The following is a 12094-nucleotide window of genomic DNA, read 5'->3' as shown; positions in this document are numbered from 1 at the left end:
TGCGCCGTCAGAACGCGATGTAGCGGTCCTTGCGATGGTTCACGGCGATGGTGAGGTTGAGCACCAGCGCGCCGAGGACGGAGCAGAGGATGATGAAGGGGCTGGCCAGAAAAACGGCGAAGGCGAGGATCACGGCATCGAAGCCGAGCTGCACGAGTCCTGCCCGGAAACCAAAGCGATCCTGAATGTAGACCGCGAGGATGCCGATGCCGCCAAGGCTGGCCCGGTGCCGGAACAGCGCCAGCATGCCCGCCCCGATCGCCAGCCCGCCGAACAGGCCACCCACGAGCGGATCGACGCTGGCAAGACCGAGCTGCGCCGGCACGATCTCGGACAGGAGCGCCGTCAGCGCGATCGCCGCAAAGGTCTTCAACGTGAAACCCATGCCCAGCCGGCGATAGGCGAGATAGGCAAACGGCAGGTTGATCGCGAAGAAGCAGGCGCCGAAGGATAGTCCGGTCGCATAGTGCAGCAGAAACGCCGCGCCGGCCGTGCCGCCGGTGAACAGACCGGCGCCCTGCAGCAGCGCAACGCCGAGCACGGCCAGCATGCTGCCGGCCACGATGCCCTGCGCATCCTCCAGCAGCGAATGCCGCTCCGCCCGAGAATGGATCAGCGCCGTGAACGCTCCTCTGACTGCCGTCATGTCCTGCCTCTTTGTTTGATCAAGGAGAGGCATACGGCTTTGCAGCGGAAACGGAAAGGTGTGGAGCCATTCAAGGAACCATCGATGTGGCTGCTCGTTTCCTCTCGTTGATAGAAGTCAGTCTTCGCAAAAACGAAAGGACGACATCATGGACGAGAAAGATACGGCACCGACCGACAACAAGATCCTTCAGGAACCCGCCGAAGGCGACCGCGCAACGATCGACCGCGAGCTGGAACGCAAGGACGGTGGCAATGCGGCGCACCACGAGGATGACAAGGATCACGACATCCACGAGACTGTCCGCAAGGCAATGGACGAGGCGGCACCCCAGACAGGCGTCCGGCCGGGCCCATGAAGCGAAAAATGTATTTCATATTTCGATGATAGAAGAGGATCAACAGGAGTAGGAGACCGCAAATGACCTTCATCGTGCCGGGACAAAGAGGAGAGAACACCACCGCACGGACCATCGATGCGACAGCACCGGTCCTTGCCACGTTGCGCAGCATCGAAGCGAGGTTGAAACGGGAGATGCCGCCATCGTCCGACGACCTCCGCGAGGCTGAGCCGGCGCTGACGCCGGAAGAGGCGGCGCGTCTGCGATGCGAGGGACGGAATGCCGCCTTCGAAGGTATGGCGCTCCGGTCCTGCCCTTATGCAGCGTCGAGCCGCGCAAAGCGCGAGGCCTGGATCGAAGGCTTCAACACGATGAAGTGACGCCCGCAGGATGACGGTTCGGTGTCGGCTGACTAGAGGGCGATGTAGCGATCGGACCGATGGTTGATCGTCACGAAGAGGTTGAGCGCCACGGCGCCGAGGACCGAGTAGAAGACGACCGAGGGAAGCGTGACGAAGAAGGCTGCGGTGAGCACGCAGAGATCGATGACAAGCTGCACGAGACCGGCGCGGATGCCGAAACGTTCCTGCAGATAGATCCCGAGAATACCGACGCCGCCGAGGCTGGCGCGGTGGCGATAGAGCGCCAGCAGGCCATAGCCGAGCAGCAGGCCGCCCAGAAGGGCCGCCCAGGCTGGATGGATGCTCGAAATCACAAAGAAGCGCGACTGCATGTCGGCGATGACGGATGTCAGGCCGATGGCGATAAAGGTCTTGATGGTGAAGGCCCATCCCAGCTGCTTGAGCGAGAGATAGAAGAACGGCAGGTTGAGCAGGAAGAAGGCAAGGCCGAAGTTCACGTCCAAGGCATAATGCAAGAGGAAGGCGACGCCTGCAGTGCTGCCCGTGAGAAGCCCTGCACTGGCCAGAATATAGAGCCCGAGCGCCGAGACGACACTGCCGGTGAAGACACCCTGCACATCCTCGATCGGCGTATGGCGCGCCGCATTGGTGTTCCAGAAGCCGAGGGCCGAAATCAGGGACATGGCATTCGCTCCGAAAAAGCGTTGAGGTTGGTATCGACGGGCGTGGTGCCCGAGAGGGTCAGAAGATGCGGTTGTTCAAGACGTCAGCGCACGCGGCCGCATGCCCTGGAAACACCGATATCATCGGCGTTTCCAGGTGCTTTGCAAGGCGAATACGTAAGGAATGCTGACCTATTTCATCTTCGCAATAAAGCGTCGTTCAGAGGCTCTTGCGCGAAAGAAACAGAATGCCGGCGACGTCATGCGCGCCATCTTTGCGAATGGTCGCACGCGTCACCTCAAGCACCTCGAGCCCGGCCGTTTCGCAGAGACTGCGGACATAGGTCTCCGTATGCGCATAGCGCAGCGACGGGCGCAGAATGAAACCCTCGGCGGAGCTGTTTCCCGCGCCGTCCTCCGCGTCCTCGACGGAGAACGCGAAGAGCCCTTTCGCCTGCAACAGATGCGGGACGATGGCAAAGACTGCCACGAGATCACCGAGATACATCAGGACGTCGGCCGCTGCCGCAAGATCTGCGCGATATTCGGGGCGATCCGGAGCGATCAGACCGGAGGCGACAAGCGCCTTGGAAAGATCGGCTTCCCCGAGGTGATCGTAAAGATGCTTCTCGGCCGCTTTCGCCAGCATGTTGGACGAGAGATCATAGCCCTCCAGCGTGCCCACCCGATGCCGGATTTCCGCGCCGAAGAGGCCTGTGCCGCAGCCGAGGTCGATGGCGTGCTCAAGTGTCGCGCCGCCCGTAAAGCGCTCCACCATCCCCGCCAGCCGCCCGGGCACCGTGTATGCCAACCGCTCCACCAAAGCCGCATCGAACCGGTCCGCATAGTCGTCGAACAGCCGCGCGACATAGGCGGTGGGCGCCTGTCCGGGCACCTCACCGGCACCGAGGACGGCGCGCTTCAGGCGGGCGCCGAAAATGTCCTCGGGATTGAGCTCGAGCACTCGGGCAAGCGAGGCCACGGCCGCTTCGCGTTCTCCAGCCTTCTCCTCGTGGTCGGCAAGGCGAAACCAGCCGGCCGCCCAGTCGGGCACCAACTCCAGCGCCTGCCGCATCAGGTCCGCCGCTTCCGCATGATCGCCGCTCGCCGCCAGCATCTGGGCATATTCGGCGCGCCGGTCGGCGATGAGGTCGCCGGAGGACAGTTGATGCGGGTTCATGACGGAGCTCCTGCGCCGGATGCCGGATGGCGAGCGATGACATAGGCGGTCGCTGGATGCGTGAAAAGCGAATTCGCAGGGTTGCTCGGATGCGCCGCGATTCCGCCCACAATCCTTGCGACAGAAGTCCGTGACCGCTACATGCTGGGCAGGGACGTTTGAGCCCGGCGCAGATACGCGTGAGACAGCCCAGGGAGACGGATAGACATGGCGGATGGTGTGAACAGGTTTCTTGGCGATACGCCCGGCCGGGTGATCGTAAAGCTTCTGGTCCTGTCGCTGATCGTCGGCTTCCTCATGACCGTTTTCGGCTGGACGCCCTATGGCATCTTCCGCAGCATCCGCGATTTCTTCGTCGAGCTCTGGTACACCGGTTTCGATGCGCTCGGCGATGTCGGCGAGTACCTTCTGATCGGCGCCGCTGTTGTCGTTCCGATCTTCATCGTCCTCAGGCTCCTGAGTTTCCGCCGATAACATGCCCGTTTCCTCCGCGCAGAACCGCCGCACGCTCCTGAAGACGGCGGCCATCCTCACGCTGGCCGGTCTTGCCGGCTGCAGCACCACCTCGGTGCTGGCGCCGCCCGGAGACGGCAGCGACCAGACCGAAGCGACGCTCGGCCTGATCAACGGTCTGCGCAAGGAGCGTGGCCTGAGCCCCCTGTCGCGTGATCCGGCCGCGGCCAGCGCCGCCCTTTCCCAGGCCGGCCGTATGGCGAAGGCGGGCAAGATGGCGCATTTGATCGGCATTACTGACAGCTTCGGCGGTCGTATGAAAAGCCAGTCGGTGGCCTTGCCGGCGGCCGAGAACATCGCGGTCGGTCAGGCCGATGCGCAAAAGGCCTATCTTGCCTGGCTGAACTCGCCGAAACATCTCGAAAACATGCTCGGACCCGGCTATTCAGGTCTCGGCGTTGCCGTCATGCGCAACCCCGCCTCCGGCAACCGGCCCTATTGGGCGATGGTGCTCTCCTCGGGCACCTGAGAGGCCGAGGAAACGCCGCTGCATGACGTCGGGAGACGAGCATATGCAGGCAGGTAGCATCGATCGTGACGTGAGCGGCCTCGACCGGCAAGGGGCGGGTGCCTTCCACGTCACCAACCGGCTTATTCTCTCCATCGCTGTCCCCATGACGCTCGGCTTCCTCACGACGCCGCTTCTCGGCCTTGTCGATACCGCGGTGGTCGGGCGGCTTGGCGACGCCACGCTACTCGCGGGCCTTGCCGTCGGGGCCGTGGTCTTCGACCTCATCTTCGTCACGTTCAATTTTCTCCGCTCGGCAACGACCGGGCTCGTGGCGCAGGCCTATGGCCGCGGCGACCAGCGCGAGGAGCAGACGGTGTTCTGGCGCTCGATGATCATCGCGCTGACGGCCGGCGTCGCGACCATCGCTGTGTCGCCGCTCCTCCTCTGGGCGGGGCTGAAGCTGCTCGATCCAGGCGATGCCGTGGCCGAGGTCACGCGCACCTATTTCCTCTGGCGCATCCTCGCCGCGCCCGCGTCCCTCGCCAATTACGCCATCCTCGGCTACGTGCTCGGTCGGGGCCAGGCGACGCTCGGCCTCCTGCTGCAGACGCTGATCAACGGCGTCAACATCGTCCTGTCGATCACACTCGGGCTCTATATCGGCTGGGGCGTGGCGGGCGTCGCCATCGCCACGCTGACCGGCGAGGTGGTGGGTGCCCTCGTCGGCTTCGCGCTCGTCGTCTCCCGCTTCGACCCAACGGCACGGCCAGCATGGCGCGGGATCGCCGAGCGCGCCGGTCTGACGCGCCTCTTCGCGCTCAACCGCGACATCATGATCCGGTCCTTCGTGCTTCTCGCGGTCTTTCTGGTGATGACGCGGGTCGGCACGGCTTTCGGCCCGGTCACGCTTGCGGCCAATGCCGTGCTGATGACGATCTTCCTCGTGGCCGGCTATTACCTCGACGGCCTTGCCAATGCGGCCGAGCAGCTGATCGGCCGCGCCATTGGCGCAGGGTACCGCCCTGCCTTCGAGCGTGCGCTGAAGATGACGGCCCTCTGGTGCTTCGGGCTCGCCGCGCTGACCACGCTCGGCTTCTTCCTGTTCGGAAACGACCTCGTCGATCTTCTGACCACGGCGCCGGATGTGCGCGCCATCGCTTATGACTACACGCCCTGGGCGGCGCTGACCGCGATGACCGGTGCGCTTGCCTTCCTCATGGATGGCGTCTTCATCGGTGCGACCTGGTCGCGCGACATGAGAAACATGATGCTGGCGGCATTCGCGATCTACATCGCGGCGCTCTGCGCCCTCGTGCCGGTTTTCGGCAATCACGGCCTCTGGGCGGCGCTGAACCTATTCCTGCTCTGCCGGGGCTTGCTGCTTCTGTCGCGCGTGCCCCGGCGGTCGGCTCAGACCTTCGCGGCCCAGTAATCGGTTCGCGAATCCCGGATGTCGCGGATCGAGGCCAGGCCCTCGCGGTCGCAGATGCGCGACAGGCCGCGTACGATCCGGCCGGGCAGGGCAGGTCCTTCATAGATCATGCCGGAATAGAGCTGGACCAGATCGGCCCCGGCCCGGATCTTCTCGGCAGCTGTCTCGGCCGAATGAATGCCGCCGACGCCGATGATCGGCAGGTTGGGCCCGACGCGCTGGCGCATTTTCGCGAGCACGACGGTCGAGGGATCGAAGAGCGGCTTGCCGGAGAGGCCGCCGGCCTCCGCCGCTTGGGGCCCCTCGCTCAGCCCGGCGCGCGAGAGCGTCGTGTTGGAGATGATCAACCCGTCGAGCGGATGGGCGAGCGCTTCCGCGGCGATATCGTCCATGCCCTCGTCGCTGAGGTCCGGTGCGATCTTCAGGAACACCGGCAACTTGCGTTTCAACTTGCGCACCTCGATGTCCCGCGCCTCCAGTACGGCGGTCAGCAGCGCCGACAGGCTTCCCCGCGCCTGCAGGTCGCGCAGGCCGGGCGTGTTGGGAGAGGAGATGTTGGCGGTGAAGTAGCGGGCAACGGGCGCAAAGCAGCGAATGCCGAGCACATAGTCGTTCACCCGATCGGTGCTGTCCTTGTTGGCACCGATATTGACGCCGATCAGCGGATCGGCCCGGCAAGCCTTCAGGCGCTCCAGCGCTGCGGCATGGCCCTCATTGTTGAAGCCCAGCCGGTTGATGACGGCCTCGTCGCGAACCAGTCGGAAGATGCGCGGCCGGTCGTTGCCTGCCTGCGGGCGCGGCGTCACGGTGCCGATTTCCGTGAAGCCGAAACCGAGGCGCAGCAGCGCTTCCGGCACCTCGGCATTCTTGTCGTAGCCGGCGGCCATGCCGACCGGGTTGGGAAAACTGATGCCGGCCACCGACTGACGCAGCCGCGGATCGGCCGGAGCCGCATGAGACGGCACCAGGCCGGACCGCAGGGCCTTGATGGAGAGCCCATGGGCCGTCTCCGGATCGGCGAGAAACAGCGCGCGTCGCGCCAGCGCTTCCAGATTGAGCCTCATGCGCGAAACTCCGGAAAAACGTGGGTGCCATCCGACGACAGCGGCAAGGGCTGCTCGGAGATCACGGCCGTCAGGGGAAGCGGGCCGTAAAGATGGGGAAACAGCGCCCCGCCGCGCGATGTCTCATAGACGAGCGCCTCGCCCAGCGCCTCGCCGTCGATGCCGACCAGCAGCAGATCGTCCTGCCCGGCAAAGTGCCGCCGCGCGGTTTCCTGCACCTGTTCGGCCGTGGAGAAATGAATGAAGCCATCGGCAAGATCGACCGGCGCGCCCTCGAACGTTCCGGCTGCCTGCGCGTTTCGCCACAGGGACGATGGCACGATTTTGTAGATGATGCCGGACATGATGCTCGCTCCTCGTCTCTCTGGTTCGTGCCATGGCGCACGGCGGCTCGATGGTCCGCGACGCTGGATCGACGGTGCCGGCCCGGACAGACCGGACAGGCCCTGATGCCGTGGACTTGCCGCAAAGCGCCGTAAAAGTCCACCACTCGTGTAACATGCGTGTCACAGATGCGCTCGACCAACAACGGCTCAAGGGAGATTTGCCGCCATGCTGAACCGTCGCCTTCCACCGCAGAGCTTGTCCCTTGCCGTCCTCGCGATGCTGGCGGGCATCGCACCGGCCCTTGCGCAGGAGCCGGCGCCCGGCCGCTACAGCATGCAGAAGACCGACACCGGCATCGCCCGCCTGGACACGCAGACGGGCGAGGTCACGCTCTGTCAGGAAAAGGCCGGCGATCTCGTCTGCCGCATGGCCGCCGATGAGCGGACGGCCTATGATCTGGAACTCGATCTTCTCGAAAAGCGCGTGGAAGCGCTGGAAAAAGTCGTGACAGACGCGCCGGCCGGCTTTTCCCCGCGACTGCCGACGCAGGAAGAGATTGACCAGACCATGGGCATTATGGATAGAATGATGCGCAGCTTCATGGGGATCGCCAGAGACTTCGGGCGCGAGTGGCAGGGGGAGGAGAAAACCCCGCCGGCGACCGAGCCCGAGGGTGATCTCCGCAAGACGTGATCCGGACAATCTCCGGAACGATAGGACATGAAGCCGGCTGGCGGGTTGGAGGACCTGACGGCCGGTCGCTCGAGGAGGGGGCATCATGGCAGTGGGAATGACCATCATCGTTGCAGACGACCACCCGCTTTTTCGCGGGGCGATGCGTCAGGCGCTTGCCGCCATGCCGGGCGCACCCGATATCGTCGAGGCCGGCGACTTCGGTGCCGTGCGCGAGGCGGCCGAGTGCCACCCGGATGCCGATCTCCTGATGCTCGACCTCACCATGCCCGGCGTCAGCGGCTTTTCCGGCCTAATGGTCCTGCGCACCGAATTTCCCTCGCTGCCGATCCTCATCGTCTCCGCCCATGACGAGCCCGCCACCATCACCCGGGCGATCGATCTCGGCGCTTGCGGCTTTCTGTCGAAATCGGCGGGTATCGAGGATATCCGCGGCGCGATCGATACGGTGATCGCCGGCAATCTCTACACGCCGGACGGTTTCCGGCGCGGCATGAGCCACGAGCCCGATGTGGCCGACCTGATCCAGCGGCTGAACACGCTGACACCGCAGCAGTCCCGTGTGCTGGCCATGCTGGCGGAAGGGCTGCTCAACAAACAGATCGCCTATGAGCTCAGCGTGTCCGAGGCGACCATCAAGGCGCATGTCTCGGCCATTCTCCTGAAGCTCAACGTCGATAGCCGCACGCAGGCCGTCATCCAGCTCGGCAAGGTCACTGCCGTCGCGGCGTAGTCACTACGCCGTCGCGGCGTAACCACGCAGCCGCAGCGTAATCATTCGGCCGCCGCCTTCGGCATCGCTGCCGAGCGCGTCAGCCACGCCCGTAGCGCGGCGGGCCGCACCGGCTTGTTCTGTAGCGCAATCCCGTCGCGCTCGGCCGCAGCGCGCACCTCGACCGACCGGTCCGCGGTGATCAGGAGCGCCGGCACCTTGTGACCGCAGGCAGCCCGGATGTCACGGATGGCGTCGATCCCCGTCGCGTGATCGAGATGGTAGTCAGCGATGATCGTATCCGGCATGTCGCCGATATCGCCCGACAGCCACGCATCTGCCGAAGCTGCGGTCATTACACGGCATCCCCAGTTTTCCAGAAGGCTGCGCATGCCTTCGAGGATCCGTGGCTCATTGTCGATGCAGAGCACGGCCAGCCCGTTCATCGGCGCGGCAGGACCGGAGGCCGCGATATCCGCAACGGCCCCCACTGGCCGCACCGCGCCCGCCTCGATCGGCAGCGTTACCCGGAACCGCGTGCCCTTGCCGGGAACCGACTGCAGATCGACGCCGTGATGCAGGACGCGCGAGATGCGGTCCACGATCGAGAGGCCCAGTCCGAGGCCGGAGGCCGTCCGCGCGCCTTCCTCCAGTCGCGCGAACTCCTTGAACACCGTGCGGAATTTCGAGGCGGGAATGCCGATGCCGGAATCGATGACCTCGATCACCGCCTCCGCACCACGCCTCCGCACACCCACCAGCACGCGACCGCTCGGCGTATATTTCACGGCGTTCGACACGAGGTTCTGCACCAGCCGGCGCAGGAGGTTCGGGTCGGTGCGAACGCTGAGCGAAGTCGGCATGACGGTGAGCGTCAGTCCCTTCGCCTTGGCCACGGGTGCAAAATCCGTCTCGATCCGCCGGAGGAAGTCGTCGAGCGGCACGGTCTGCAGTCGCGCCTTCATCGCGCCCGTGTCGAGCCGGGAAATATCGAGCACGGCACCGAGAATAGCTTCGACGGACTCCAGCGAGGAATCGATGTTCTGGACGAGAAGCCGGTTTTCGGAGGCGCCCAGCCGCTCGACCAGTGAGGAGGAATAGAGCCGCGCGGCGTTCAGCGGCTGCAGGATGTCGTGGCCTGCCGCGGCGAAGAAGCGCGTCTTGCCGTTGTTGGCCTCTTCGGCCGCCGCGCGCGCTTCCGCCACCTCGCGGTTCACCCGCGTCAGTTCCGCGGTGCGCTCGGCGACGCGCGCTTCCAGCGTTTCGTTGGCCTGCAGCAGCGCCATGTCGGCGGCCACGCGCTGGGTGATGTCGGTATAGGTGGTCACCAGCCCCTTGTCCGGCATCGCATTGCTGCGCACCTCGATGATCCGCTCGCCGCCCGAAAGGACCAGTTGAAACGGCTTGTCGAGGACCAGAAAGCTCGTCAGCAAAGCCGGCTCGCCATCGCGCACCCGGTCTCCCCGCTGCGTCAGGATCGCGACGATCTCCGACAGCGGAAAGCCAACCTGGCCCGAAGCCTCCGGCAGATCGAGCAGCTGGCGGAAACGTCGGTTCCAGATGATCAGGTGGTTGGAACTGTCGAAGACGGCAATGCCCTGATCCATCTGCGAGAGCGCCGTTTGCAGCATGTCTTGATTGTATTGCAGCGCTTCGCTGGCCTGATCGAGCAGGATAGCGGTGTCCGGCGAGGTATCGTCAAGCCTTTGCAGGACGAGCGACAGCACGAGGCGGGCCGAGGACGAGCCGATGGCGCTGCCGAGGATCTGTTCGGAGAAATGGATGAGCGCCATGTCGGCCGGCTGCCCGTCTTCGAGCCGCCGCCCGCTCTTCTTCGCATAGGTCTCGAACGACCGCTGCATGCGCTCCTCGCCGAGATAGCGCGCGATGGTGCTTTTCAGGTCGAGCACGGTGATCTTGGTCTTGCGACCGCGAAAGGCGCGTTCCGTGCGCGACGCCCGGTGGATGAAGAACCCCGCTTGCAGCCGCTCCAGCGGCTTCGGCGACCGCGACAGCGAGAAGAGCACATAGGCGGTCGTGTTGAAGAGCAGGCTGAGCGCCGTGGCGTTGACCAGCGGATCGGCGGTCTGCGCGGTGAACATCTCGGCAAAGGGAAACAGGAAGCCGAGAATGGTCGCTGCGACCTGCGAATTGTCGGGACCGCCAAGGCTCGGCAGGAAGAGCAGGTAGGCCCAGACGAAGAAACCGATGGTCATGCCGGCAATGGCGCCGCGCGCATTCGCCTGCCGCCAGACAAGCCCGCCGAACATGGCCGGCGCCATCTGGGCGATCGCCGCAAAAGACAGAAGGCCGAGTGAGGCGAGACCGGCGCTCATGTCGGCCGCGCGATAATAGCCGTAGCCGAGCAGCAGCACGGCGAAGATCGCCGTCCGGCGAACGTTGAGCAGCGTGGCGCCGACATCCTTGGAGCGCCCGCGCCCGGTCAGGTTACGCCGCAGGAAGATCGGCATGACGATGTCGTTCGACAGCATGATCGACAGCGCGACGGAGGCGACGATGACCATGGCGGTGGCGGCCGAAAAACCGCCGATGAAGGCGACGAGCGTGAGAACCGGCAGATCGTGCGACAGCGGCAGCGTCAGGAGGTAGAGATCGGCAACGCCGTTCCCCTGGAACGTCAGCATGCCCGCGATGGCAACCGGCAGGACGAAGAGATTGATGCCGACGAGATAGAGCGGAAACAGGATGCCCGCCATCCGCAGCTCGCCCGGCGTCCGGTTCTCCACCACCGTCACATGGAACTGCCGCGGCAGCATGATGATGGCGATGGCCGAGAGGAGGGTGAGCACGATCCACCGCGCCATCGGCGTGCTGTAGGTCAGGGCCTCCATGACGGCGCTGTTTTCCCGGGCGCGGGCCAGCATGTCGGCCGGGCCATCGAACAGGAAGAAGACGACATAAAGCCCGACGGTGACCAGCGCCACGAGCTTGACGACGGATTCCATGGCGATGGCGAGGATCAGCCCGTCCTGATGCTCCGTCGCATCCGTATGGCGGGTGCCGAAGACGATGGCAAAGCAGGCGAGAAACAGCGTGACGAGCAGCGGCAGATCGATGAACGTCGTTCCGCTGTCGAGCCCGTAGGGCCGCGTGTCGACCAGCACGGCCATGGAGCTCGACACGGCTTTTAGCTGCAAGGCGATGTAGGGAATGGCGCCGACCAGCGAAATCAGCGCGACGATGCCGGCGACCGTGGGGTTCTTGCCGTAGCGCGCCGCCATGAAATCGGCGACCGATGTCAGCTTCTGCGATTTGGCCAGCGTGGTGATGCGGCGGATGATCGGCAGGCCTACGGTAAACATGAGGATCGGGCCGATATAGATGCCGGTGAATTCCAGCCCCCGCTCTGCCGCAAGGCCGATGCCGCCGAAATAGGTCCAGCTGGTGCAGTAGATCGCCAGGCTGAAGGCATAGACGAGGGGCCGGCCACGGGCGGCAAGACCACTGGACGCCGCCTTGCGGTCGCCATAGGTGGCAACGGCAAAAAGAAGCAGCAGATAGGTGAATGCGGCCGCGAAGACGACCGTGCCGGATAGCATGGGTCCCTCCCTCTGCTTGCGTCCCTCTTCTCAAGCATAGGCCAAAGGCACGCCCAAGAGAATTGCCTTGGCTTTCGTCTTAAGTCGAAGCCCGGCTCGGATCGAAAGACAGGGATCACGAAAGCGTGCGGTTACGGCTTTTCTTTCGCGAA

The 12094-nt window shown here is 64.7% G+C and carries 13 protein-coding genes; 7 read left to right on the top strand and 6 right to left on the bottom strand.

What is annotated here, in order from left to right; all coding sequences use genetic code 11:
- Positions 1-7: 7 nt before the first annotated feature.
- A complete protein-coding gene (locus G8E10_RS01415; protein ID WP_245507100.1) occupies positions 8-646 on the bottom strand; it encodes a YitT family protein in 639 nt (212 codons plus the stop codon).
- 148 nt (positions 647-794) lie between these two features.
- Between G8E10_RS01415 and G8E10_RS01410 the strand changes: the two genes are divergently transcribed.
- Both G8E10_RS01410 and G8E10_RS01405 read left to right on the top strand, forming a co-directional pair.
- Complete coding sequence (locus G8E10_RS01410; RefSeq protein ID WP_110727088.1) at positions 795-1004, top strand: hypothetical protein; 210 nt, start codon at positions 795-797, stop codon at positions 1002-1004.
- A 62-nt stretch (positions 1005-1066) separates the two neighbouring features.
- A complete protein-coding gene (locus tag G8E10_RS01405; RefSeq protein WP_167126176.1) occupies positions 1067-1366 on the top strand; it encodes an Rmf/CrpP family protein in 300 nt (99 codons plus the stop codon).
- A 32-nt stretch (positions 1367-1398) separates the two neighbouring features.
- Here the strand turns inward: G8E10_RS01405 and G8E10_RS01400 are convergent, their stop codons facing one another.
- A complete protein-coding gene (locus tag G8E10_RS01400) occupies positions 1399-2031 on the bottom strand; it encodes a YitT family protein (RefSeq protein WP_132446125.1) in 633 nt (210 codons plus the stop codon).
- 199 nt (positions 2032-2230) lie between these two features.
- A complete protein-coding gene (locus G8E10_RS01395; RefSeq protein ID WP_167126174.1) occupies positions 2231-3190 on the bottom strand; it encodes a class I SAM-dependent methyltransferase in 960 nt (319 codons plus the stop codon).
- 207 nt (positions 3191-3397) lie between these two features.
- Between G8E10_RS01395 and G8E10_RS01390 the strand changes: the two genes are divergently transcribed.
- From G8E10_RS01390 to G8E10_RS01380, 3 genes are read left to right on the top strand one after another with little or no spacing between them, the layout of a single operon-like run.
- Positions 3398-3664: a DUF6460 domain-containing protein gene (locus G8E10_RS01390; protein ID WP_132663956.1), complete on the top strand. Its 267-nt coding sequence runs from the start codon at positions 3398-3400 to the stop codon at positions 3662-3664.
- 1 nt (position 3665) lies between these two features.
- A complete protein-coding gene (locus G8E10_RS01385; protein WP_132663954.1) occupies positions 3666-4172 on the top strand; it encodes a CAP domain-containing protein in 507 nt (168 codons plus the stop codon).
- 43 nt (positions 4173-4215) lie between these two features.
- The gene (locus G8E10_RS01380) at positions 4216-5586 is read left to right on the top strand and encodes an MATE family efflux transporter (protein ID WP_167127083.1); all 1371 of its coding nucleotides are present in this window, start codon (positions 4216-4218) and stop codon (positions 5584-5586) included.
- On the opposite strand, the gene G8E10_RS01375 is transcribed toward G8E10_RS01380, so the two are convergent.
- On the bottom strand, positions 5565-6650 hold the full coding sequence (locus G8E10_RS01375) for a quinone-dependent dihydroorotate dehydrogenase (RefSeq protein ID WP_167126170.1): 1086 nt from the start codon (positions 6648-6650) through the stop codon (positions 5565-5567). The two genes, G8E10_RS01380 and G8E10_RS01375, sit on opposite strands and share 22 nt — an antisense overlap.
- The gene (locus G8E10_RS01370) at positions 6647-6997 is read right to left on the bottom strand and encodes a DUF952 domain-containing protein (protein ID WP_167127081.1); all 351 of its coding nucleotides are present in this window, start codon (positions 6995-6997) and stop codon (positions 6647-6649) included. The genes G8E10_RS01375 and G8E10_RS01370 overlap by 4 nt, the downstream gene beginning before the upstream one ends.
- Positions 6998-7202: 205 nt before the next feature.
- Between G8E10_RS01370 and G8E10_RS01365 the strand changes: the two genes are divergently transcribed.
- On the top strand, positions 7203-7670 hold the full coding sequence (locus tag G8E10_RS01365; protein ID WP_425530807.1) for a hypothetical protein: 468 nt from the start codon (positions 7203-7205) through the stop codon (positions 7668-7670).
- 85 nt (positions 7671-7755) lie between these two features.
- Entirely contained in the window at positions 7756-8403 is a 648-nt protein-coding gene (locus G8E10_RS01360; RefSeq protein WP_167126167.1) for a response regulator, read from the top strand.
- A gap of 41 nt (positions 8404-8444) precedes the next feature.
- Here G8E10_RS01360 and G8E10_RS01355 read toward each other — a convergent pair whose 3' ends face one another.
- Entirely contained in the window at positions 8445-11942 is a 3498-nt protein-coding gene (locus tag G8E10_RS01355; protein ID WP_167126164.1) for a hybrid sensor histidine kinase/response regulator, read from the bottom strand.
- Positions 11943-12094: the final 152 nt, after the last annotated feature.

Source organism: Ferranicluibacter rubi, assembly GCF_011603255.1.
Taxonomy (GTDB): Bacteria; Pseudomonadota; Alphaproteobacteria; order Rhizobiales; family Rhizobiaceae; genus Ferranicluibacter; species Ferranicluibacter rubi.
Note: the sequence above shows the minus strand (reverse complement) of the source record. Positions and strands in the feature narration are given on the sequence as shown.

What these genes read in the sequence shown, in the direction of transcription:
- G8E10_RS01415 (WP_245507100.1), bottom strand. Translation starts at nt 646, where the DNA reads ATGACGGCAGTCAGAGGAGCGTTCACGGCGCTGATCCATTCTCGGGCG.
- G8E10_RS01355 (WP_167126164.1), bottom strand. Translation starts at nt 11,942, where the DNA reads ATGCTATCCGGCACGGTCGTCTTCGCGGCCGCATTCACCTATCTGCTG.
- G8E10_RS01385 (WP_132663954.1), top strand. Translation starts at nt 3,666, where the DNA reads ATGCCCGTTTCCTCCGCGCAGAACCGCCGCACGCTCCTGAAGACGGCG.
- G8E10_RS01390 (WP_132663956.1), top strand. Translation starts at nt 3,398, where the DNA reads ATGGCGGATGGTGTGAACAGGTTTCTTGGCGATACGCCCGGCCGGGTG.
- G8E10_RS01405 (WP_167126176.1), top strand. Translation starts at nt 1,067, where the DNA reads ATGACCTTCATCGTGCCGGGACAAAGAGGAGAGAACACCACCGCACGG.
- G8E10_RS01410 (WP_110727088.1), top strand. Translation starts at nt 795, where the DNA reads ATGGACGAGAAAGATACGGCACCGACCGACAACAAGATCCTTCAGGAA.
- G8E10_RS01380 (WP_167127083.1), top strand. Translation starts at nt 4,216, where the DNA reads ATGCAGGCAGGTAGCATCGATCGTGACGTGAGCGGCCTCGACCGGCAA.
- G8E10_RS01395 (WP_167126174.1), bottom strand. Translation starts at nt 3,190, where the DNA reads ATGAACCCGCATCAACTGTCCTCCGGCGACCTCATCGCCGACCGGCGC.
- G8E10_RS01365 (WP_425530807.1), top strand. Translation starts at nt 7,203, where the DNA reads ATGCTGAACCGTCGCCTTCCACCGCAGAGCTTGTCCCTTGCCGTCCTC.
- G8E10_RS01375 (WP_167126170.1), bottom strand. Translation starts at nt 6,650, where the DNA reads ATGAGGCTCAATCTGGAAGCGCTGGCGCGACGCGCGCTGTTTCTCGCC.
- G8E10_RS01400 (WP_132446125.1), bottom strand. Translation starts at nt 2,031, where the DNA reads ATGTCCCTGATTTCGGCCCTCGGCTTCTGGAACACCAATGCGGCGCGC.
- G8E10_RS01360 (WP_167126167.1), top strand. Translation starts at nt 7,756, where the DNA reads ATGGCAGTGGGAATGACCATCATCGTTGCAGACGACCACCCGCTTTTT.